This window comes from Cronobacter dublinensis subsp. dublinensis LMG 23823 (assembly GCF_001277235.1).
GTDB classification, from domain to species: Bacteria; Pseudomonadota; Gammaproteobacteria; order Enterobacterales; family Enterobacteriaceae; genus Cronobacter; species Cronobacter dublinensis.
Genome location: NZ_CP012266.1, coordinates 1,020,224 through 1,043,385, shown reverse-complemented (window position 1 = coordinate 1,043,385; position 23,162 = coordinate 1,020,224). Strand labels below are relative to the sequence as shown.

Annotated in this window: 20 protein-coding genes; 7 read left to right on the top strand and 13 right to left on the bottom strand. The window is 60.1% G+C overall.

The annotated features are described in order from the left end of the window. Positions 1-216 carry a DUF2754 family protein gene (locus AFK67_RS04785; protein WP_007720440.1) on the bottom strand — a complete coding sequence of 72 codons (216 nt, stop codon included), beginning with the start codon at positions 214-216 and terminating at the stop codon, positions 1-3. Between the two features lie 357 nt (positions 217-573). On the opposite strand from AFK67_RS04785, the gene AFK67_RS04780 reads away from it, so the two are divergent. Continuing rightward, positions 574-879: a DUF2755 family protein gene (locus AFK67_RS04780; RefSeq protein ID WP_007720445.1), complete on the top strand. Its 306-nt coding sequence runs from the start codon at positions 574-576 to the stop codon at positions 877-879. Here the strand turns inward: AFK67_RS04780 and AFK67_RS04775 are convergent. The 3 genes from AFK67_RS04775 to AFK67_RS04765 form a co-directional block, all read right to left on the bottom strand. After that, positions 876-1,982, bottom strand: a complete 1,107-nt coding sequence (locus AFK67_RS04775) for a DUF1615 domain-containing protein (RefSeq protein ID WP_007720446.1) — start codon at positions 1,980-1,982, stop codon at positions 876-878. The two genes, AFK67_RS04780 and AFK67_RS04775, sit on opposite strands and share 4 nt — an antisense overlap. Positions 1,983-2,077: 95 nt before the next feature. After that, on the bottom strand, positions 2,078-3,298 hold the full coding sequence (sbmA, locus tag AFK67_RS04770; RefSeq protein WP_038884096.1) for a peptide antibiotic transporter SbmA: 1,221 nt from the start codon (positions 3,296-3,298) through the stop codon (positions 2,078-2,080). Positions 3,299-3,490: 192 nt separating this feature from the next. Next, entirely contained in the window at positions 3,491-4,024 is a 534-nt protein-coding gene (locus AFK67_RS04765; protein ID WP_007720452.1) for an isochorismatase family protein, read from the bottom strand. Between the two features lie 198 nt (positions 4,025-4,222). On the opposite strand from AFK67_RS04765, the gene ampH reads away from it, so the two are divergent. After that, positions 4,223-5,380, top strand: coding sequence for a D-alanyl-D-alanine-carboxypeptidase/endopeptidase AmpH (ampH, locus tag AFK67_RS04760; protein WP_007720455.1), 1,158 nt, complete (start codon positions 4,223-4,225; stop codon positions 5,378-5,380). Positions 5,381-5,421: 41 nt separating this feature from the next. Here the strand turns inward: ampH and AFK67_RS04755 are convergent, their stop codons facing one another. Together AFK67_RS04755 and AFK67_RS04750 are read right to left on the bottom strand one after the other, a co-directional pair. Then, on the bottom strand, positions 5,422-6,048 hold the full coding sequence (locus AFK67_RS04755) for a helix-turn-helix domain-containing protein (protein WP_007720457.1): 627 nt from the start codon (positions 6,046-6,048) through the stop codon (positions 5,422-5,424). Between the two features lie 80 nt (positions 6,049-6,128). Beyond that, positions 6,129-8,906, bottom strand: a complete 2,778-nt coding sequence (locus tag AFK67_RS04750; RefSeq protein WP_007720458.1) for an autotransporter YaiT-related protein — start codon at positions 8,904-8,906, stop codon at positions 6,129-6,131. A 398-nt stretch (positions 8,907-9,304) separates the two neighbouring features. Here AFK67_RS04750 and AFK67_RS04745 point away from each other — a divergent pair, with 398 nt between their 5' ends. The 3 genes from AFK67_RS04745 (at position 9,305) to AFK67_RS04735 (ending at position 12,763) form a co-directional block, all read left to right on the top strand. Continuing rightward, positions 9,305-9,799, top strand: a complete 495-nt coding sequence (locus AFK67_RS04745) for a CinA family protein (protein ID WP_007720461.1) — start codon at positions 9,305-9,307, stop codon at positions 9,797-9,799. 149 nt (positions 9,800-9,948) lie between these two features. Continuing rightward, positions 9,949-10,926, top strand: a complete 978-nt coding sequence (gene hemB / locus AFK67_RS04740; protein WP_007720464.1) for a porphobilinogen synthase — start codon at positions 9,949-9,951, stop codon at positions 10,924-10,926. A 139-nt stretch (positions 10,927-11,065) separates the two neighbouring features. Continuing rightward, on the top strand, positions 11,066-12,763 hold the full coding sequence (locus AFK67_RS04735; RefSeq protein WP_038884100.1) for a bifunctional ornithine lipid synthase OlsF: 1,698 nt from the start codon (positions 11,066-11,068) through the stop codon (positions 12,761-12,763). A gap of 180 nt (positions 12,764-12,943) precedes the next feature. Here the strand turns inward: AFK67_RS04735 and asr are convergent, their stop codons facing one another. The 7 genes from asr to mmuP form a co-directional block, all read right to left on the bottom strand. Further along, a complete protein-coding gene (gene asr / locus AFK67_RS04730) occupies positions 12,944-13,273 on the bottom strand; it encodes an acid resistance repetitive basic protein Asr (protein ID WP_007720469.1) in 330 nt (109 codons plus the stop codon). A 156-nt stretch (positions 13,274-13,429) separates the two neighbouring features. After that, the gene (gene tauD, locus AFK67_RS04725; RefSeq protein WP_007720471.1) at positions 13,430-14,281 is read right to left on the bottom strand and encodes a taurine dioxygenase; all 852 of its coding nucleotides are present in this window, start codon (positions 14,279-14,281) and stop codon (positions 13,430-13,432) included. Beyond that, entirely contained in the window at positions 14,278-15,105 is an 828-nt protein-coding gene (gene tauC, locus AFK67_RS04720; protein WP_007720473.1) for a taurine ABC transporter permease TauC, read from the bottom strand. The genes tauD and tauC overlap by 4 nt, the downstream gene beginning before the upstream one ends. Continuing rightward, positions 15,089-15,868 carry a taurine ABC transporter ATP-binding subunit gene (gene tauB / locus AFK67_RS04715; protein ID WP_007720475.1) on the bottom strand — a complete coding sequence of 260 codons (780 nt, stop codon included), beginning with the start codon at positions 15,866-15,868 and terminating at the stop codon, positions 15,089-15,091. Before tauB ends, tauC begins: the two co-directional genes overlap by 17 nt. A 9-nt stretch (positions 15,869-15,877) precedes the next feature. Further along, positions 15,878-16,855 carry a taurine ABC transporter substrate-binding protein gene (gene tauA / locus AFK67_RS04710; protein ID WP_007720477.1) on the bottom strand — a complete coding sequence of 326 codons (978 nt, stop codon included), beginning with the start codon at positions 16,853-16,855 and terminating at the stop codon, positions 15,878-15,880. Positions 16,856-17,088: 233 nt separating this feature from the next. Then, a complete protein-coding gene (mmuM, locus tag AFK67_RS04705; protein WP_007720480.1) occupies positions 17,089-18,021 on the bottom strand; it encodes a homocysteine S-methyltransferase in 933 nt (310 codons plus the stop codon). Beyond that, positions 18,008-19,408: an S-methylmethionine permease gene (mmuP, locus tag AFK67_RS04700; RefSeq protein WP_007720485.1), complete on the bottom strand. Its 1,401-nt coding sequence runs from the start codon at positions 19,406-19,408 to the stop codon at positions 18,008-18,010. The genes mmuM and mmuP overlap by 14 nt, the downstream gene beginning before the upstream one ends. Positions 19,409-19,700: 292 nt before the next feature. On the opposite strand from mmuP, the gene fdhF reads away from it, so the two are divergent. Further along, positions 19,701-22,673, top strand: a complete 2,973-nt coding sequence (gene fdhF / locus AFK67_RS04695; RefSeq protein WP_032967098.1) for a formate dehydrogenase subunit alpha — start codon at positions 19,701-19,703, stop codon at positions 22,671-22,673. Next, positions 22,673-23,161 (top strand): helical membrane plugin domain-containing protein, encoded by a 489-nt coding sequence (locus AFK67_RS04690; RefSeq protein WP_007720491.1) that lies wholly within the window; start codon positions 22,673-22,675, stop codon positions 23,159-23,161. Before fdhF ends, AFK67_RS04690 begins: the two co-directional genes overlap by 1 nt. The last annotated feature ends 1 nt before the right edge of the window (position 23,162 follow it).

Genomic DNA, 23,162 nt, shown 5'->3' with positions numbered 1-23,162 from the left:
CTACTCTTGCGCCGTCCCCGGCTCTTCCGGGCGACGGCGGATAATAAAGCCCGCTATCCAGAAGCAAATCACCCACGTCACCAGTCCCACCGCATAGGTTTGCCAGCCTTTCGCTTCAAACCCCAGCAGGCCAATCACGCCGTTCATAATAAAAATCAGGCCCAGTGCGACCGCGTAATAGTGCCAGTCACGGCGAATTTTGGCAGAGAGTTGCATGGTGGCTCCTAAGCGTCAAAAAAAGCATCTTCGCATATCCCTCAGCGCCTGTCTGTGGCCCGTGTCGCGCGGTGTGAAGCCCATTACGGTTACGCTTAAAAGACGCCAAAAAGCGCCAGTAACCTGATTTTCTGAAGGGGAATATCGATAAGCGGCGCGGGCAGGAAAAGTCTGAATGTTAACCACTTATTAACGCAGTTACAGAAATGTGAGAATCGACATAATTTTGACATTCAGGAGTAATCTGCCCGCCAAATTACCACGAATCCGATATTGACAAATAAATTCTCCTGCCAAACTTCACCCTGTACCACCTGGCGTCACGCCAGTACGAAGGTCGAATACCCGGAGGTCTGTATGGCTGAGATATCGTTACCCAAACCCATAATCGCCGGGAAACCTGGAAAGTCCTCCGCGCTGGGCAACCTCGCTTACGCGCTGTTTGTATTGTTTTCTTTCTGGGTTGGCGCGCAACTCCTGAATGTCGTGGTGCACGCGCCGGGCGTTCTGGATAATCTGATGCAGATGCAGGAGAACGGCCGTCCCCAAATCAAAATGGGGCTCGCGGTCGGCACCGTGTTCGCGCTGGTGCCGTTTCTGGCAGGCTGTGTCTTTGCGATGGTCATGGCGTTTTTCTTTCGCCTGCGACGTCGTCGCCTTTAATCTTTACTCATACAGCGTGCCCGACGATCGTCCACGCGCTTTGCGAACCACGCTGTGGTGAGCTTACGCGTGATCTTCGGGCTTTCTAATTGAATACCCGGCAACAGCTCACGTGGCAGCGCCTTACCGGCGCGTTTATCCGCGAGCGCAAACACCTTTTTGTACAGTTCGCTGTCGCTGAAATCCTCGCTATCCCCTTTCGCCAGCGCACGATGGATCTCGCTCTCGCTCATATCGAGCCTGCCCGCCACTTTACGCACCGCGTTTTCGGTCGCGCCCGGCTCGTCGCTGTCATAACGGATCAGATCGCCGTCAAGCGCCAGCTTCACGCCGCTCGCCTTGCTGACCGCATTCTGAAACGCCGCGTTGCGGCTCGCATACCAGCCGGCGTTGAAATCGGCGAAGCGATAGAGCGGACGCGAGTAGTCCACCGGGTAGTTAAGCAGGTGATAAATACCGAACCAGAGCCCGCCGCGCCGCGTAAAGACCTCCTGGCGCAGCGTGCCGTCAACGTCATACGGGTAACCGCGCGCGTGGGCTTCGGCAAACGCGATGCTGACCTGCATCGGCCCGCCGGTATGCACCGGGTTTAAGTTGCCGAACAGCGTCTGACCGAGCGGCACCATGCCGATGAAATCATCGAAAATCGCGCTCAGCTCGCGTTCGGACTTCACGTTATCGAGCCGTTCGCTGTAGCTTTTGCCGTTGGGGGATTTAATCAGCAGCGCGGTGCGCACCACAAAGGCGGGAATGTGCAGCTTACCGGCGCGGCGCTCAATCTCCTTCCAGGCGATATTGCCAAGCCCCGGCACCTGCGGATCGGCCTGATAATTCGACTCCTGCTCCGCTACCGCCAGCACCGAACAGATGTTCTCTTCGCTGGGCGTAATCTTCTGCGTTTCAAACGCGCGGGCGATGTCGCGCGCCCAGCCGTCACGGTCTTTCACGCTGGCGGGCATTTTCTGCTTCACCACGGCGCGCACGTCGAGCGGTTTTGCGCCTTTTGGCGTCTCAGAGGTCTGGCTGGTACAGCCCGCCAGCGCCAGCAGCGCGGCGAGCGTGAGGGGGCGAAAGCGGGTGGAAAAGTCAAACGTGGCGGCCATGATTATCCTGTCAGGCGGGGTTCAGGCCGATTACCCTGCCACGTTTTTGCCGCCGCGAAAAGCGGATCGCTCCGAAGACGCAGCGGCAGCGCGCGTTACATCGCTTCGTGCGCCTCTGGCTCGGGGGCGGGTTTATCATTCAGCGTGCGCTCAAAGCTGCGCAGACGTTTGTAGATAGACAGCAGCTCCACCAGCGTCGTCCAGGAACTGATCAGATACTGGAACGCGCCGCGAACCTCGCCAAACACGTTGCCAATCTGCGACATCAACCCCAACGTAATCGTCCCTGCCGCAATCGACGGGAACATCAAAAACAGGCCGAAGATCGCATCCACCTGCAAATAGAGAATGCGGGCGATGTTGAAATAGGTGTAGTGGAAATAGAGGCGGAAATAGTTAAAGCGCACGTTGCTGAAGAGCGCCTGCACGGTCTGCGGATCGGCGCGCGTCGGATCGTCTTCGCCATACACCAGCTCTTTACGGTAGGCGGCCTCGACGCGCTGGTTGCGAAACTCCAGTCCCGGCAGCTTGATCCCAACCAGCGCTAACAGCCCGGTGCCGAGCAGCGCCCAGATGAGCGCGGCAAATACCAGACCATACGGCACGGCCCCCACCACCGGCAGTTCTTTCACATGCGGCGAGAGCGCCACCAGCACCGGCAGAAAGGCTATCAGCGTCATCACCGCTTTCAGCAGCGACACGCCCATATCTTCAAGCGTGCTGGCGAAACGCATGGTGTCTTCCTGCACGCGCTGCGCGGCGCCTTCGATGTGGCGCAGCCGCTGCCAGTTCGCCATGTAGTATTCGTTCATGGCGGTGCGCCAGCGGAAGATGTAATGGCTGATGAAAAAGTTGTTAAGCACGCCGACGGTCACGTAGATAAGCGCGATGCCGAGAAACACCATGAGGCCGCTATACAGCTGCTCGATTTTCACTTTATTCGGCGCGCCGAGCGCCGTCTGGATCAGATCGAAAAACGGCGCGTACCAGGCGTTAATGGCGACGCTCAGCTCCACCATAAACCAGGTGACGAAGATCAGCAGCGCCGAGCCCAGAACTGACCAGCGCTGCCAGCGGTGCGGGCTGTAAATGCGCCAGAAGAGGGCGAACAGCCCGACGCAGAGCGCGTAATACGCGTAGAAAAGCAGAAAACTGCCCGACCAGAAACGGGCCGCGCTGATGGGCAGTTCGCCCGCGACACCGAGCCGGTGGCTAAGCCAGTCGCCGCCGAGCTGCCAGGCGATGACGGCAAGCATCGCCCAGACCAGCGCCGATAAAAAAAACGCGGTGGGACGAGGAAAAAAGGATTTAAACATCAATCACTCCTGCAAATATTCTTGTTTTTGCTGTTGCTGTATGACCGCAGCCCTGCCCTCGCGGCAGGGGCGTTGAGTGTAACCTGACGAACGGCCAGCACGCCGCCCGGATTGTTTCTGAAAATGTAACCTTTGCAAAAATGTCACGGCGTGGCCCACGCTCGCGCCGTGATGAGACAGACCGCAGGCGCGTTAGTTCGCCTGCCACGCGGTGAGTATCGACGCGGTGCTCAGCACCCGCAGCGGATTGCCCGGCACCGTCAGGTTGGCCCACACCTCGTTGTAATGCTCAATAAGCACCGGCGCGGTCGCGGCCGTTCGATTGGCGGTGGTGTGGGCGTCCCCGGCGATGGTGACGCGAAAACCGCGGCTTGCCGCCTGTTTGATAGTCGTGTCCACGCAATAGTCGCTCGCACAACCGCACACCACGAAGGCCTCAATGTTGCGCTCGCGCAGCAGCGCCTCAAGCGGCGTGTTCCAGAAGGCGTCGCAGGCGGTTTTGGTCACCCTCAGAGCGTGTTCGGGCACATTCAGCGCTGGCAGCAGCGCGAACCCTGGCGAGTCTTCTTCCAGCCCGCCCGCTTCGGCGTGCTGAATAATAATCACCTGTTCCGCGCCCGCCATCAGCGCATTGATGCGCGCGGTTCGCCCTTCCCGGTCAAAACGCGGCGTCGCGAAAACACCGTTCTGCATATCAATCACCATCACAACCTGGGGTACAGACATTGCACACTCCTCCTGCGGGGAAAGCAGGAGGTTACCACAGGCGAAGCGGTACCGATTGCACAAAAAATTGGCGTAAAAAAACCTGTTGTTACGCGTCGTTACGTTTTTTCGACAACGGACGCGCTTTTCGGGCCTTTGCAGATCCGCGCGCAGTAGTATAAATACCCTCTATCCCCGCTCACTGAATGGATTGCTTCGTTGAAACGTTGTCTGCTCTCCTGCGCCCTGCTGATTAGCGCAGCCTTTCCTGCGGCCCAGGCCGCGCAAACCTCGCCGGACCCGATCTTTGCGTCCGATATCGTCGACCGTTACGCCAACCATATTTTCTACGGCAGCGGCGCGACCGGCATGGCGATCGTGGTGATTGACGGTAACCAGCGCGTGTTCCGAAGCTTCGGCGAAACGCGCCCCGGCAATAACGTTCGCCCGCAGCTCGACTCGGTTATCCGTATCGCCTCGCTCACCAAACTGATGACCAGCGAAATGCTGGTGAAAATGCTCGATCAGGGCGTGGTGAAGCTTGACGATCCGCTGAGCCGTTACGCGCCGTCCGGCGCGCGCGTGCCGACGTATCAGGGCGAGCCTATCCGGCTGGTGAATCTCGCCACGCATACCAGCGCCTTGCCCCGCGAGCAGCCGGGCGGCGCGGCGAAACGCCCGGTGTTCGTCTGGCCGACGCGTCAGCAGCGCTGGGAGTGGCTCTCCACCGCGACGTTAAAAGCAGCGCCTGGCGCGACGGCGGCCTATTCCAATCTCGCCTTTGACCTGCTGGCCGACGCGCTGGCGAACGCCGCAGGTAAGCCTTACACCCAGCTGTTTGAAGAGCAGATAACCCGTCCGCTCGGCATGAAAGACACCACGTTTACGCCCTCGCCGGATCAGTGCAAGCGCCTGATGGTGGCCGAAAAAGGCGCCAGCCCGTGCAATAACACGCTGGCGGCGATTGGCAGCGGCGGGGTCTACTCCACGCCGGACGACATGATGCGCTGGATGCAGCAGTTCCTGGCGTCCGATTTTCACCGCCGCAGCGCGCAGGCCGACCGGATGCAGACGCTGATTTATCAGCGCACGCAGCTGACCCGCGTGGTGGGTATGGACGTGCCGGGCAAGGCCGACGCGCTCGGGCTTGGCTGGGTCTATATGGCTCCGAAAGACGGCCGCCCCGGCATCATCCAGAAAACCGGCGGCGGCGGCGGTTTCATCACTTACATGGCGATGGTGCCGCAGAGCAATATCGGCGCGTTCGTGGTGGTAACCCGTTCGCCGCTCACCCGCTTTACCAACATGAGCGACGGCATCAACGATCTGGTGACCGAACTGAGCGGCAACAAACCGCTCTCAACGCCGGAATCGTAACCGCACTCACGGCGCCCCGGGGCGCCGTTTTCTTTCCGCATTCAATAGTTGAGCGGCAGCTTATTCACCGCCACCAGCTTTCCCTTCTGCATTTCAATGTATTTGCCTTTACGCAGCTCAGCGAGCACTTCGGCAATCACCGAACGGGAAATATGGGTGTGATTCTGGATATGGTGGATGACGCCTATCTGGGCGCGCAGCTCCGGGCTCCAGCCCGCCATCGTCAGCAACGTGGCGCGGATCTGTGAATAGGTCGTGGTGCCGATAAAGTGCGCGTCGCGCCACTCAAACCAGCGCATCAGCCAGGTCTGCCAGTGGCAGAACGATTTCCACAGCTGGCGATGCTCGATAATTTCTATCGCCCGGCGCACCGGCATACGAAAGCCACGACACGGCGTCTCGGTCATCAACGTATAGCGCAGCGGTTCCGGGATCACGGCGTCGGAAAAGCTCAAATAAAGCGGCGCGGTCATTAAATCGACGTGAATGCGGTTCTGCTCACGCCAGACATTGAGGCTCCCGTCCTTAAAAAACCAGCACTGCGGCTCGCCCTGCTCGTTGAAAAACGAGAGTTCACAATGGGCGTCAATATCAAAAGGGGTTCCTGCCGGGCCGAGATGACGCGCAAGCGCATCGAGATGATGACGGGGTTTTACCAGATCTAACACGCGAGATATCCATTTCAGGTGTGTTGATGGGAACTGCCTGTCCGCGCGGGACAGGCAGCTTTTAACGCTACATCATGCGGTTACCAGGTGTATTTGACGCCGACATTGGCCGCCCAGTCCTGGTCCACATCGCCGCCGCCCAGATAGTTGGCGTCCGCGTAGGCGCTGAAGTTTTTGGTGAAGCTGAATTTGCCGCCCAGACCCGCACGAACCGCCGAGCCTTCGACGCCGTTATCGATAGCATCGCCGTTCACGTCGGCGTCGTTATCGTTCGCATCGTCGTAGACGTAAGCCAGTTTCGCATACGGGGTGAAGGACTGATCGTTACCGTAGTTGAAGGTGTAACCGAGATCCGCGCCCAGCTCGTAACGCAGGCTGTCATAAGACTGGCTGTTGACGCGCATATCGTTGCTCAGCTGATAGCCGTCGCCGTCCTGGAACAGCCCGGAGACGCTGGCATAAGGCGTCAGGTAGCCCTGCGGGTTAAACGCCCAGTCGTAGCCCAGTTTCAGCCCGAAGCCCCAGGCGTCGGAAGACACATCGCCGGACACCGCCTGGCCGTCGCTCATCACCGCGCTCAGGTCATTGCTGAAATGGCTGTAGCTCAGGCTGGAGTCGAGGAACACATTATTGGCGAACTGCGCGGAGGCGTACAGGCGCGCTGACTGGCTGTCCTGGTCGACGCTGCCGGTGCGATCGTCCATATCGCCTTTCGCAAAGCCTGCGGCCGCGCCGATCATCCATTTGGCGTTATTGCCGTCCACCTGTTTATCGATACCCACCATCAGGCCGCTCACATCCTGGTCATAGCTCAGCTCGCCGGTATCGCCATTGAAATTGCCGCCGAAGTAGGTCACCCAGGCGCCGCCGGTATCCGCCGCGCTGTGACGCCCCTGCGCGAGACGCGTGCTCAGCACATCCTGCTCCAGGTTCCAGATATTGGTATTGGCGGAAGGAATACTCAGCGCCATATTCGCGTAGTCGGTCAACTCGCGCTGCTTCAGCACCACGGTGTCGCCCTGCTGCTGCGACTCGTAAGTGTACGCGCCCAGATCGGCCTTATTGGCGGCGGTAAAACGCGCGGTCGTGGCGTCGTTATCGTCGTACACCCGCACCACTTCGTTGCCCTGATAGTCCGCGATCGCGCCCGCGCCGGTAGCGTTATCGATACGCACCCGGTAGTTGCCCGATATATCGCCGTTCACCGCCAGATGGCCGTCGGCATTCAGCGCAATCACGCCGTCATCGTAGTCTTTCTGATGCGGATCGTTGGTGACGTAACGCGCGTTGCCAAGCGAGGCGTCCAGCACATAGTCGCGGCTCGCCACGTTCAGTACGCCGCCGTCGGTCAGTACCACGTGGTCGGTGTCCACTTGTCCCAGGCCGAGGTTCAGCTGCGCGCCGTTATCAACGGTCAGCGTGTTGGCGTACAGCGCGGCGGTCTCTTCCGTAAGCGTCGCCTGGCTGCCGCTGTCGAGGGTCAGGGAATCGGTCGCCACCGCGCCGTCGTCGCCGATATTCAGCGTTGACGCATTGGTCAGCGTGATGGAATCCGCCAGCAGCGAGGAGCTTTCGACGTTCACTTGTGAATAGTTATCCACCGCCAGCGCGTCGATGTTCGAGACTTTACGGGTATCCCACTCGGAGCCGTTTTGCAGCGTCACGTTGAAAAGGCCGCTCTGGTAGACTTCGTTGCCCGTTACATGGCCCGCTTCGTTAAACGCCGTGTCGCTGTTTTCGATGCCATAGGTAGAGCCCGGCCAGAGGCTGTTCGGCTGATAGTCATACAGCTCGGCGGTCGCTTCGACATTCGAAATCGCAGCGCCGACCCATTTGCTGCCGTTGGTGAGCGTCACGTCCAGACGGTCGGTATCATCCCAGCCGTTGGAATCCAGCGTGCCGTCGCCGTTGACGTCATAGGCGTTAACGTGCGTCGTGACCGGATTGCCGTCATCGTCAGGCGTCGTGCGATCATACCCGCCGAAATTCTCATCAAACGTGCTTTCGAAATAGATATCGCCGTTAATGGTTGAGCTATCGAAAGCGGCCGTCGTCTGCATGGCGTTATCCGCAGCCGGACTGGCAACCACGGCCAGCGCAATATCATCGGCGGTAATGGCGTTATCGTAATCGCTCGCCTTGCCGGTATGGCCGTAAAAACCGCGGGTGCCTTCATCCGTCCATGAGCCGGAGCTCAGCACGGAATCTTTCACCACAAGGGTGTTATTAAAAATCTCGCTGCTATTTGAGCCCGTCGCAGACGTCACATCCTGATTATCTTCCCATTCATATCCCTGCGTCAGCGTAATACCAGCGACATGGGAGTTATTCTGGATAACCAGATCGGTTTCCTGATCGAGCGTAATAGCCGTGCCGAGGTTGTAAATATCCTGGGACGCCGTCGTTTTATCGTCGGCGTTATAATAGGTATAATGCTCGAAATCATCGTCGATGGTTGAATTATCGACGGTTAACGCCAGCCGATTATAGAGATAATCCCCGGTGCGGTTATCGCAATTATCAGTCATACACTGGGAGGTGATCATCCCGTGAATGGTGCTGTCTTTAATGGTCAGCGCGTTGCGGTTGTTATTATTGCTGGTGCCATCGTCGAGATACCAGGTGGAAATAACGCCATCGACATGCGCGCCGGAAATTTGCGGATAAATATTGCCATTATAATAATCAGCGCCATAGTCATAGCCGACATAGCCCTGATACATAATGCCGCCATCATAATAAAACGTGTCGTAGCTTTTGCCAGAAATATCCGTGGCAGCGGAGGCCTGAGAAGCGATAGCCATCGTACAGGCCACGGCTAATTGTGAGACTACAAGTTTCTTTTTCCAGGAGCGCATTTATCATCCCTCCTCAGGGACATCACAAAGTTGGTCCATCAAATGGTTTGCCGTAATACAAACGCGGTGTATTAACGACAAAATTATGCACGCCGGGAAATTAAAGGTTCAATTCTTCTTTACGCTTTGTATGAATTCAAACTCTTTGGTTTTTAACGCCAGCACGCATAATTGATGCCGCCGCCTTTTATCGCCTCGTTCTGGAAATAATCACGCCTGCGCGCCACGGGAAAACGATTACTCATTCAAATAAAACCTCGTTGCTTTATTGGATTGAAAAATAAAATAACCACCAGCAATAAAAATAATTACCGCTGCGCTCCGGGCACTTTTTACATTTCCTGCGGCATACTCATCTATAATGTGAATATCTCAACGGCATGGAGAACAGAAATCGAATGAACGAAAAACTTCAGCACGCCGCGAAACAGGCCGGCATTTATCTCAGCCAGCGCGGGCTACGACTGGCGACGGCGGAATCCTGCACCGGTGGGCTTATTACCTATACGCTGTGCGCCACCGAAGATACCACTGCCTTTTATTCGAGCGGTTTTATCACTTACACCAATGAAGCCAAGCAGCGCATGCTGGGCGTGAAAGAAGAGACGCTGCGCCTCTACACCGCCGTGAGCGAACAGACGGTACATGAAATGGCGGCGGGCGCGCGTGAGCGCTCCGGCGAAGATATCAGCCTGTCGGTAAGCGGCTACGCCGGGCCATCTGGCGGCGAAGACGGCACGCCGCCCGGCACCGTGTGGTTCGGCTGGGGGATGCCCGGCCAGGAAACCGTGGCGGAAAAACGCCACTTCAACGGCGACCCCAAAACCGTTATCGATCAGGCTGCGGTCTTTGCGCTGGAGCGCCTCGTTGAACTGCTAAAAGAACGGGAATGACCGACGCAATCAGGCCTGCCCGCGCGGTTGCACCCCGGCAGGCCTTGCGCGCTGCGCCTGCGCGCGGGTTAGCGCCCACAATCGTCAAACATCCGCCCCCGTTTCGGGTTAAAATAAAACCTGTCTCATTTCTCTGATAAGAAGCAATTATGGTCGATTTTTCATTGAGTTCCCGCCCGCGCCGCCTGCGCCAGTCCGCCTCGCTGCGTGCCATGTTTGAAGAAACCACGTTAAGCCGCAACGATCTGGTGCTGCCGATTTTCGTTGAGGAAGCGCTGGACGACTACAAGCCGATTGCCGCCATGCCAGGCGTGATGCGCATCCCGGAAAAATACCTTGCCCGTGAAATCGAGCGTATCGCGAAAGCGGGCATCCGCTCCGTCATGACGTTCGGCATTTCGCACCACACCGACGAGTGCGGCAGCGACACCTGGAATGAAAACGGCCTGGTGGCGCGCATGTCGCGTATCGCCAAAGACGCGGTGCCGGAAATGATCGTGATGTCGGACACCTGCTTTTGCGAATACACCACGCACGGCCACTGCGGCGTGCTGTGCGAGCACGGCGTGGATAACGACGCCACGCTGATCAACCTGGGCCGTCAGGCCGTGGTGGCCGCTGCTGCAGGCGCGGACTTTATCGCCCCTTCCGCCGCAATGGACGGCCAGGTGAAGGCTATTCGCCAGGCGCTGGACGCGGCGGGCTTCACGGACACCGCGATTTTCTCGTATTCCACCAAGTTCGCGTCGTCGTTCTACGGCCCGTTCCGCGAAGCCGCTGGCACCGCGCTGAAAGGCGATCGTAAAACCTATCAGATGAGCCCGATGAACCGCCGCGAAGCGATCCGTGAATCGCTGCTGGATGAAGCCGAAGGCGCGGACGCGCTGATGGTCAAACCGGCGGGCGCGTATCTCGATATCCTGCGCGATGTGCGCGAACGTACCAGCCTGCCGCTCGGCGCTTATCAGGTGAGCGGTGAGTACGCGATGATCAAATTCGCCGCCCAGGCGGGCGCGATTGACGAAGAAAAAGTGGTTCTGGAAAGCCTCGGCGCTATCAAGCGCGCGGGGGCGGATCTTATTTTCAGCTACTTCGCCCTCGATCTGGCCGAGAAAAACATTCTCTGACCTGCCGCGGCGGACGCCCTGTCCGCCGCCGTTTCTCCCGCGCTCCACGCGCTGTGACCGTTCCTTCACGCCCCTGACATGCTGGCGTCATCTTCCGGGTCTATCACTGTCTGCAGACGGTTCCCGAGGAGACACAACCGTGTTTAGCATCGACAACGTTCTGGACGATCTCTACCCGCAGAAAACCCCCGCCCCCTGGCTTAAAAAAACGCTCAAGCGTCTGCTGTATGAACAGGAGTTTCAGGATTTTGCCGCCCGCCATCGCCACCTTAAGGGGCTCGATATGGTCGAGCAGGTGCTGGAGCATCTTGATATTCGCTGCGATTTGCCAGCGCGCGCGCTGGAGCAAATCCCCGACAACGGCCCGCTGGTCGTCGTCGCCAACCACCCGACCGGCACCGCCGACGGCCTGGCGCTGCTCTACGCCATCTCCCGCGTGCGCCGCGATGTGCGCGTGGTGGCAAACCGCATGCTGAGCCATCTGGAGCCGCTTTCATCGCTCTTTATCGCCGTCGATAATCTCGGCAACCGCACCCGCAAAACCGCCATTAAAGAGATGGAAACGCATCTGGAGCGCGGCGGCGCCCTGATTTTCTTCCCGTCTGGCGAGGTCTCGCGCCCCGGAATGGAGGGCATCCAGGACGGCGTCTGGAACGCCGGGTTTGTGAAGCTCGCGAGCCGCTACCGCGCGCCGGTTTTGCCGGTCCATATCGCCGGGCGTAACAGCCTGGCATTCTACGGCGCCGCCCTTGTCGCCCCGCCGCTCGCCATGCTTATGCTCATTCGCGAAATGTTCCGCAAGCGCGGCACGACGCTGCCGGTGAATATCGGCGAGCGCATTCCCTGGAGCGCCTGGCACGATGCGAGCACGCCGCCGCGCGAGATGGCGGCACGCTTTCGCCTGCACGTGGCGCGCCTCGGCAAGGGACAAAAAGGCTGCTTTAAAACGGAATGCGCCATCGCGCGCCCGGAAGACCGGGCGGTGCTGCGCCGTGCGCTGGCCAGCGCCGAGACGCTCGGCAAAACGCCGGATGGTAAAACCATCTACCTGTGGCGGCGCGACGGTATGGAAGAAGCGCCGGTGCTGCGCGAGCTGGGACGGCTGCGCGAAATCGCCTTTCGCGCGGTGGGCGAAGGCAGCGGCAAGCGTCGCGATACCGACGCCTATGACGACGACTACTGGCATCTGGTGCTGTGGGATGACGCGGCGCTGGAGATTGTCGGCGCGTATCGCTTTATCCCGACCGCGCAGCAGGTGGCGCTGCGCGGGCCGCAGGGGCTGTACAGCCACAGCCTGTTTCACTACGACGAGCGGATGAATGACGTGTTAAGCCAGGGGATTGAGCTTGGTCGCAGCTTTATCCAGCCGCAGTATTGGGGACGGCGCGGGCTCGACTATCTCTGGTCGGGTATCGGCGCGTATCTGGCGCGCTACCCGCAGTACCGCTATCTCTTCGGTCCGGTGTCGATTTCCGGCGGCCTGCCGCCCGCCGCGCGGGATCTGCTGGTGGCGTTTTACCGGCTCTGGTTCCCCGCGCAGCACCCGCTCGCCGCCTCGCGCCGCCCTTATCCGGTTTCGTTGCCGGAGGCGTTGGCGCAGTTCGGCGGCGAAAATTATCAGGAGGATTTAACGCGCCTGAAATCGCTGCTCGGCAATCTCGGCTGCGGCATACCGCCGCTCTACAAGCAATATTCGGAGCTCTGCGAGCCCGGCGGCGTGCAGTTTATCGATTTCGGCAGCGATCCGGCGTTCAGCGACTGCGTCGATGGTCTGGTGCTGGTCGATTTAACGCGCCTTAAAGCGTCACGCCGGGAGCGTTATCTCGGCGCGATATAGCGCTCGCCCGGAAGATGGAGGGTGCGCTTCGCTTACCCGCCCTACCAAAAACTGATGTGAACTCTGTAGAGTGGGTAAGCGCAGCGTACCCACCGGTTAACCACAACCCCACGCCACATTTCACCCATAAAAAAACACCCGGCAAGCCGGGTGTTTTAATTACTGGGGGAATCGTAAGACTTATGCAGCAGGCTGGGCAGCCGGTTTAGCCGCGTCGTGTTTTACGGCTTTTTTGTGGTGCTTTTTAGCAGCCTGGGCTTTCTGCTCAGCAGCCGGTTTCTGCTCGGCGGCTTTCTTGTGGTGTTTTTTTGCAGCCTGCGCTTTCTGCTCTACGGCTTTCTTGTGCGCTTTTTTGTGGTGCGTTTTCGCTGCAGGCGCTTTAGCCGGCGCGGCAGTGGTCGTGGTGGTTGCAGCAGCAGCCGGAGCCGGTGCAGCGGTGGTATCAGCCGCGAACGCAGCAGCAGACAGACCCATAGTGGCGGCAACAACCAGCGCTAATACTTTTTTCATCTCTATACCCTCGAATTGGCTTTTAGTTACCCCGCGTCGGGGCTCTGGAAATCACTATAGAGATGCAACGCCGCCGCTTCAGTGAGTGATTGGTATCGGCGTGTAACCGAATGTACAAGCGAGCGTAAAAAGAGAGGGCGCCGTAGCGCCCCTGGTTTAACCGGCCCGGTAAAAGGGCTTATCGCCTAAGATTGTCGCGCGGTGCATCACGCGCCGCTCGGGCAGATAATCGGCGTTGGCGTAATGCTGCGTCACGCGGTTATCCCACAGCGCCACGTCGTTTTCCTGCCAGCGCCAGCGCACCTGAAACTCCGGTTTGGTGACGTGTGCGAAAAGAAAGCCCAGCAGCGCGTCGCTCTCTTTGGGCGACAGATCCACAATGCGCGTCGTAAAGCCTTCGTTGACGAACAGCGCCTGTTTGCCGCTCACCGGATGCGTGCGCACCACCGGATGCAGCAGCGGCGGGTTTTTCTGTGCCGCCGTGCGCCAGCGCTGATGCTCTTCCGGCGTTTTCATGTGCTTCCACTCCGGGAAGGAGTGACGGAAATCGTGCTCGGCGCGCAGGCCGCTTAACAACTGCTGAATTGGGGCGGAGAGCGCTTCGAACGCCGCGATGCCGCTCGTCCAGAGCGTGTCACCGCCGGTTGAAGGCAGTTGCTTCGCCGCAAGGATAGCGCCTGCGGGCGGCCTGTCGATAAAGGTTACGTCGGTGTGCCAGTTGTCATTATCCGGCGGGTTATCGTTATGCGTATCCAGCACGATTATCTCCTCGACGCCCTCGGCGTGCGGGTAGACCGGGTGAATATGCAGATCGCCAAAGCGCATCGCCAGCGCCCGCTGCTGGTGCGGGGTAATGGGCTGGTCGCGCACGAACAGCACCTGATGGCGGATCAGCGCGTGATACAGCTGCTCGAACTGGCTGTCGCTCAGCGGTTTCGCCAGAGTGATATCGGATACCTGAGCGCCGATGTACGGCCCCAGCGGCGTGATAGTAATGCGTTCGCTCATTGTGTTTCTCCATGCCAGGGCGTAAGACGGCGCGTCAGCGCGCGCAGCCCCAGTTCTAAAATAAAAGCCACCAGGGCTATCACCGCGATGCCTGCCAGCACCACGTCGGTCGCCAGAAACTCCCCGGCGGACTGCACCATAAACCCCAGTCCGCGCGTGGCGGCGATAAGCTCGGCGGCGACCAGCGTCGACCAGCCCACACCAAGCCCAATGCGCAGACCGGTTAAAATTTCCGGCAGCGCGCCGGGCAAAATCACGTGCCAGAGCAGCTGCCAGCGGCTTGCGCCCAGCGACTGCGCGGCGCGGATACGCACCTGCTGTGCGCTTTTAACGCCCGCCAGCGCCGACATCGCCACCGGCGCGAAAATCGCGAGATAGATAAGCAGCACTTTGGCGGTCTCGCCGATGCCGAACCAGATAACCATCAGCGGCAGATAGGCGAGCGGCGGAATGGGCCGGTAAAGCTCAATCAGCGGGTCGAGAATGGCGCGAAGCGTGGGGTTCAGCCCCATCGCGATGCCGACCGGAATGCCGATAAGCGCCGCGGCCAGCAGCGCGGTCAGCATGCGCCCGAGACTCGCGCCGAGGTGCGCCCAGAGCGTCGCATCCATAAACCCCTGCGGCCCGGCGATGGTGATAAGCTGGCGCAGCACCTGCTGCGGCGCGGGCAGAAACAGCGGGCTGACCAATTGTAGGGCCGTCGCCGCCCACCACAGCGCCAGCAGCGCGCCCAGCGTGGCGAGGCTGATGGTCAGCGGGCGGGGTGCCGCCCGGCGACGACGCGCGGGTTGGCGTGTCGCGTTATCGTTAATCAGTACGCTCATGGGCGCTCTCCCGTAATTCAAAGACCCGGCTCAGAACATATTCCCGGCGGGCGATAAACGCCGGATCGGATTTAATGCTGCGCGCCGGTTCGCCTGCGACAAACCGCCTCGCGAAATCAAGCCGCAGCCGCTCCTGTACCTGGCCTGGCCCTGGCGAGAGAAGGACTAAGTCGGTCGCCATAAAGACCGCCTCTTCGATGTCGTGGGTGATGAGCAGCACTTTCTTGCCGCTCCCGGCCCACAGGCGCAGCAGCAGCGTCTGCATCTGTTCGCGGGTGAAGGCGTCGAGCGCGCCGAACGGTTCGTCGAGCAGTAATAGTCGCGGATCGGCCGCCAGCGCGCGGGCGATGCCGACACGCTGGCGCTGACCGCCGGAGAGCTGCCAGATAAACCGGCTGGCCGCGCCCTCAAGCCCTACTTTCGCGAGCATCTCGCGGGCCCGGACGCGGCGTTCTTCACGCCCGACGCCCTGCAACTGCAACCCGAACGCGACGTTATCCAGCACGCTGCGCCACGGCAGCAGCCCCTCATGCTGAAACACCACGCCGCGGTCAGCGCCGGGGCCGGTAACCGGCTGGCCGTCCAGCGTGATGCTCCCGGCCGTAAACGGCAAAAAACCGGCGATAAGATTCAGCAGCGTGGTTTTTCCGCAGCCGGACGGACCGAGCACCACCAGCAGCTCGCCGTCGTCCAGCGTCAGGTTGATATCGGCAAGCGCGGGCTTGCCGTCGAAACTGGCATGCAGATGAGAGACCCTTAACATCGCGCCCCCTTACGGCTGAGCCAGCGGCTTCACAAAGCGGTCAGTTACGAACGCGCGGTAATCCTGGCCGGCCTGCGCCACTTTGCCCTGCGCTTTCAAAAAGGCCGCGGTATCGACGATAGCCTGATTCACCGGCCCGTTAAGCTGCTCTACCTGCTGGCTTGCGGTGAGATAGGTGTTGCCCTGCACCAGCCCCGGCACATCGCTTTGCGGCACGCCGCTTAAGCGCGACAGCTTTTCCAGATGCGCGGGCTGCTTCAGCCACGCCTGCGGATTGTCGATATAACCGCGCTGTGCCGCGAGCGCGCTGCGGGCAAAGGCGCTCACCACCTCCGGGTGTTTCTCGGCGAAGTCCTTACGCACTACCCAGACATCCAGCGTCGGCGAGCCCCATTTCCCGACGTCAGCGGAGTCGGTCAGTACGTTGCCCTCTTTTTCGAGCGCGTTAACGGCGGGTGCCCAGACGTACGCGCCGTCGATATCGCCCCGCTGCCAGGCGGCAATGATCGCGGGCGGCTGGAGATTCACAATCTGTAGCTGATCGGGTTTGATGCCCCAGTGTTTCAGAGCCGCAAGCAGGCTGTAGTGAGTAGTGGAGATAAACGGCACCGCGATGCGTTTGCCGATAAGATCCTGCGGCGAGCGAATCGACTTTTTCACCACCAGCGCTTCGGAATTACCGAGCTGCGAGGCGAGCAGAAACACTTCGATGGGGAGATTCTGGCTTGCCGCCACGGCGAGCGGGCTGGAGCCGATATTGCCTATCTGGACGTCGCCCGAGGCGAGCGCGCGCACCACGCTTGCGCCGCTGTCGAATTTACGCCAGTCGACCTTCGCACCGCTCTCTTTCTCAAAGGTATTGTCCGCCTGCGCCACTTTCGCCGGTTCGGCGGAGGTCTGATACGCGACGGTAACGTCGACCGCCTGCGCCTGGAAGGCCCACAGCGCCAGTGCGCCCAACAAGGTAATGCGCGATGAAATTGCCATAATGTCTGCTCCCCTTCTTTTGTTATGGGGGCAGTATTTCCGGCACGCGACGTTTGATAAAGGAATAAAAAGGCATCGCTCATGCCGAATCGTTTTTAGAAAAAAAGCGGCAATGGATAGTTAATTTTGTGCGGTATGGCGGGGTGATGAGCGGGATGGCGGGTGAGGCCAGAAATGGCGGGTGCGCTTCGCTTACCCGCCCTACATTCTGACGTGTGAGCCCGGCAATATCCTCAACGCCGCGCGCTCAGCGCCGCGATATCGGCAGGCGTGGTGCGACAACACCCGCCAATAAGCGCGGCACCCGCGGCGCGCCAGGCGTCGAGATGGTGCGACAGCGTATGGCAGGTATGGCCGTCGTGACGCCAGGTTTTACTGACCGCGTCATACTGTTCGCCAGAGTTAGGATAAACCACCAGCGGCAGCGGCGTGGCGTCATGCAGGCGCGCCAGCGCGGCGCAGGCGTCTTCCAGCGGAACGCAATTAATACCGAGCGCCACAATCTGTGGATATGGCGCGAGCGCGGCTGCTACATCGGCGAGCGGCGAGCCGTCGCTGATGTGCTCGCTGTCGCGAAGCGTAAACGAAAACCACGCGCGGGCCTGCGGGTACTGCGCCAGCAGCACGGCGAGCGCGCGGGCCTCGGCAAGCGACGGCAGCGTTTCGCACGCCAGCAGATCCACGCCCGCCTCAAGCAGCGCCTCCACGCGCGGGCGATGGAACGCCGCGAATTGCGCGTCGGTCAGCTGGTAATCCCCGCGATATTCAGAGCCGTCCGCCAGGTACGCGCCATACGGCCCGACGGAGCCCGCCACCAGCAGCGGCCCGGCATCCGGCTGCTCCCTGAGGAAATCCTCGCGTGCCTGCCGCGCGAGCGCAACGCTTCGCGCAATCAGCGCGCGCGACTGCGCCTCATCCAGCCCGCGCGCCGCAAAACCGGCGGGCGTCGCCTGATAGCTCGCGGTAATAGCGCACTGCGCCCCGGCGCGGAAGTAATCAAGATGCACCGCGTAAATCAGCTCCGGCTGCTCCATCAGCACTTTCGCCGACCACAGGCTGTCCGCGAGATTGCAGCCGCGCGCCTCAAGCTCGGTGGCGAGCGCGCCGTCCAGCACCACAAACGGCTGCTGGCTTAAAAGAGGGGTTAACGGGTTATTCAGCGACATGGCGAGACTCCTCGTGGCGGCGCGTGCGGAAAAAGTGCGTCAGATAATACGCGCCGTAGCAGAACGCGACAAACGGCAGCCCGCACCATAGCGCGATGCGCTGGCCTGGGTCGAACGCCAGCCCGACGCAGGCGATAAGGCAGAGCGCGAAGCCGAGGATCGGCGTCAGCGGATACCAGGGCGCGCGGTAGTGCAGTTCACTGAGCGCCCGGCCTTCGGCCAGATGACGACGGCGAAATAAAAAGTGCGCGGCGCAGATACTGAGCCACACCGCCACCACCGCAAAACCGGAAATCGCCGACAGCGCCACGAAAACGGTATCCGGCGCCACCACGCTTGAAAAGAGCGCCAGCACGCCGCCCAGCATACTCACCGACAGTGCGGTCAGCGGCACGCCGCGGCGCGTCAGGCGCGAGAAGCTGCGCGGCAGCGTGCGCTCGTTCGACAGCGACCAGAGCATCCGACCGGAGGCATAGAGCCCCGAGTTCGCCGCAGAAAGGATCGCGGTGAGAATAACGAAGTTAATGATATCGGCGGCGTACGGGATGCCGATTTTCTCAAACACCAGCACGAACGGGCTTTTCACCACGCCCGCCTGATCCATCGGGATCAGCGCCGCCAGCACCAGCACGGTGCCGAGGAAGAAAATCACCAGCCGCACGATGGTGGTGCGGATAGCGACCGGCACCACCTGCTGCGGGTTTTCGGTCTCGCCCGCCGCGATGCCGATAAGCTCGGTGCCGGAAAACGCGAAGTTCACCGCAACCATCGTCATCAGGATAGGCAGCGTCCCGGCGGGGAACCAGCCTGCGGCGGTCAGGTTATGAAATAGCGGCGCGGGCGAGCCGTCTTTCATCGGCAGAATGCCGAACATCGCCGCTCCGCCCAGTACGATAAACGCCACGATGGTGACCACTTTAATCAGCGAAAACCAGAACTCGCCCTCGGCGAACAGGCGCGTGGAGAAGACGTTGAGCGCGAAAATCACGACGCAGAACACCAGACACCAGACCCACACCGGCACCTGCGGGAACCAGTATTGCATACAGAACCCGGCGGCGGTAAAGCTTGAGCCAAGCGCCACCGTCCACGTCAGCCAGTAAAGCCAGGCGACGGTATAGCCGGTCGCCGGGCCTAAATAGCGCGCGGCGTAGACGTGAAACGCGCCGGTCTCGGGCATCGCGACGGCGAGCTCGCCGAGACACTGCATCACCAGCCAGACCACCAACGCGCCGATAAGGTACGCCAGCAGCGTGCCCGCCGCGCCAGTGGTGGAAATGATATAGCCGGTATTAAAAAACAGCCCGGTGCCGATAACGCCCCCCAGCGAGAGCATCACCAGATGACGGGCCTTCATGGTGCGTTGTAACTGCTGCGATTCCTGCATAAACCCTTCTATACGTTCAGACGTCTAAACATCCATAAGTGAACGTTATACCGGGAAGCCGCGTAAATTGCAAAAGCCCTCGCGCTACCAGCCAGTTATCGGCAGCTCGCCGTTCTGCTCCCGTCTTATCATTCACCGCATACATACTTCGCAACATCCTTACCTGGCGAAGCCCGGGGGGCGTTACTACCTTTAAGTCACTATAACAAGGGTGCCTCCCCAGCGGAGAAGCCGCTCTTATTCGCTGCGGCACACGTTCGCAGCCCTGGCAAGGTGAGTCTGAGGAAGCATGATGAGTGAGTCTCTCTGTACCCTGTTTTATGACGGGAGGCCAGTGACTGGCCAGGCAAACATCCCCCTGATTGATTTTTTGACCGCAGGTGGCCTGAAGCTGCCCCACGTGTGCTATCACCCTTCTCTTACGCCAATGCAGACCTGCGATGTCTGCTGGGTGCAGTATCAGGGAGAACTGGTGCGCGGCTGCACGCTGAAAAGCGAAGAAGGCATGGAGATAACCAGCCGTACCCCCGAGGCTGAAGCCGCACAGCATGAAGGCATGGACAGGCTGCTGGCGAAGCACGAGCTTTACTGCACCGTCTGTGAGCACAACACCGGCGACTGCACGCTGCATAACGCCGTCGCCGATATGCACATTCCCATTCAGCGCTACGAATACCAGCGCAAGCCTTATGTGAAAGATCACTCCAACCCGTTTTACACCTATGACCCTGACCAGTGCATTCTGTGCGGGCGTTGCGTGGAAGCGTGTCAGAACGTCGAGGTCAATGAAACGCTGAGTATCGATTACACCATGGAACATCCACGCGTGCTGTGGGACGGTGGCGACACGATTGCGGGTTCGAGCTGCGTCAGTTGCGGTCATTGCGTCACCGTCTGCCCGTGTAACGCCTTGCTTGAGAAAACCATGCAGCCCGACGCCGGGCCGTTTACCCGCATGAAGCAGACCCTCAAGCGCCCGATGATCGATCTGGTAAAAGCTATTGAAAACACGACCGGCGCTGAAATCATCACAGGTATTTCGGTCATGGACATGCACTGGCGGCAGCCGGAAATCAAACGGACCAAAACGGTCTGCACCTACTGCGGCGTGGGGTGCAGTTTCGAAATCTGGACGCGAGACCGCCATGTGCTGAAAGTGCAGCCGGTCGCCGATGCCCCCGCCAATGGGATTTCCACCTGCGTAAAAGGCAAGTTCGCCTGGGATTTTCTTAACGATAAAGCCCGCCTGACCACACCGCTTATCCGTGAAAATGACCGGTTCCGCGAGGCGAGCTGGGATGAAGCGCTGGATGTGGTGGCGCGCCGCCTGCTCAGCATCCGTGACGAACATGGCCCGCAAAGTATTGGTTTTATTGGCTCCAGCAAGGCGAGCAATGAAGAAGCGTATCTGACGCAGAAAATCGCGCGGCTCATTCTTGGCACCAACAGCGTCGATAACTCCTCGCGCTACTGTCAGAACCCGGCCACCAAAGGGCTGTTTCGCACCGTCGGCTACGGCGGCGACGCGGGCACCATTGACGACCTTCATAACGCGTCATTGATAGTGATCGTCGGCAGCAATACCGCAGAAAACCACCCGGTGATCGCCGCACGGATGAAAGCAGCGAAAAAACATCACGGGCAACAGTTGCTGGTCGTCGACCCGCGCCGTCACGAAATGGCCGAACGCGCCGATCGTTACCTGCGTATACGCCCCGGCACCGATATGGTTTGGGCATCGGCGATGGCCCGCTACATGTTTGATAACGGCTACGCCGACGAGGCGTTTCTCGCAAGCCGCGTTAACCAGGTGGATGACTATCGCCAGTCGCTCGCGCCGTTCACGCTGGAATACGCTGCCGACATCACCGGGCTTACGGTCGAAGAACTGACCGCCGCCGCCGAGCTTATCGGCAACGCGCCCTCTGTCTGCATCGTTTGGGCGATGGGTATCACCCAGCACAGCCACGGCGCAGACACCAGCACGGCGCTCTCTAACCTGCTGCTGGTCACCGGCAATTACGGTCGCCCCGGCACCGGCGGCTACCCGATGCGCGGACACAATAACGTGCAGGGCGCGAGCGATTTCGGCTGCCTGAAAAACTACTACCCCGGTTATGAATCGGTCAGCGATGAAAACGTACGCGCCCGATGGGCGAAAGCCTGGGGAGTGGCACCGGAAAAACTGTCGCTGGAGGTGGGCGCAGATAACTTCGAAATGGTGGCGCGCGCGCGCACGAAAGAGGTTCGCGCCATGTATGTCATTGGCGAAGAGACGGCGTTTTCCGACGCCGACAGCGCTAATGTCCATGAAGGCTTTGCCAGCCTCGATTTTCTGGTCGTTCAGGATCTCTTTTTTAGCCGCACCGCGCAGTTCGCCGATGTGGTGCTGCCCGCCTGCCCGAGTATCGAAAAAGACGGCACCTTTGTGAATACCGAACGGCGCATTCAGCGCTTTTACGAGGCGATGCCGCCGCTTGGCGACAGCCGCCCGGACTGGCGCATTCTCACCGAGCTCGCCGCCCGCATGGGCCATGACTGGGGCTACACCCACCCGTCGCAAATCATGGCGGAGGCGGCTGGCATCGCCACGCTATTCGCGGGTGTCAGCTATGAACGACTTGAGGGCTGGAACTCCCAGCTCTGGCCGGTGAAGCCCGATGGTGAAAGCACGCCGCTGCTCTACACCGACGGGTTCAACTTTCCGGACGGGCGCGCTGTTCTTTACCCACTGGAGTGGCGGCCGCCTGCCGAAGCGCCGGATGAGGAGTACGATCTGGCACTCAACAACGGGCGCATGCTGGAGCATTTCCAGTCCACCAACCAAAGCGGACGCGGCGGGCGCACGACCTCGCTGTCGCCTGACTGGTTTGTGGAGATAAGCCCTGACCTTGCCGCCGAGCGTGAGCTTTTCGAGGGCGACTGGGTGAAACTCACCTCGCGGCGCGGCTCGCTGGAAGTGCCGGTGGTTATCACCGACCGCGTGGCGGGCCCGTCGCTCTTTATCGCTATCCATCAGGGCAAACCTGGTATTAATGCGCTCACTGGCGAGCATCGCGATCCCGACGTCAACACGCCTGCGTATAAAGAACTGGCAGTAAGGCTTGAGAAGCTCTCACGCGCGCCGCACCCATCCCCGCTGCCGCCGCACAATTTCCGCTACGGCGACCGCACGCCGATAGCGCATGTGCCGGTCGAAGAGAAATGGCAGCGTGACGATTATCGCCTGCCGCCTGAACAGGAACCTCATCCGGAGAAATTTTAATGGCCAAAGCGATTGACTATCAGCCCGAGCCGCCGCAAATCGGCCCAACGGCAGACGAAGAGCTGCAACGTCTGCTCCAGACGCTGCATGAACATGGCGTGCTGCGTCTGACCAACGATCTGGTGGCGTCCAACAACGAGTGGATCAAGGTCATTATCAACGGCCTGAGCCGACAGGGCTCGCTGAATGTTATCCAGAATATCTCCGTCCTGCTGATGGCGCTTTCCACCATTCCGCCGGAGCGAATGTATAAGCTTGCCTTCGGCGTGCGCGATTTCGCCGCGGAACTGAGCCGGGAAGAAGAACGGCCTGAGAGTGAACAGACCAACGCGCCGGGGGCGCGTGGTGCCTGGAAAATGCTGCATGACGACGAGCTGTGGCGCTCGCTGACGCCGCTGCTGAACGGTCTGAAAGCCTTCTCCCGCCGGATGGAGGAGGATGTGGACAAACCCATCTCATCGTTTACCGGTAAGCCGAGCGACGCCTGAC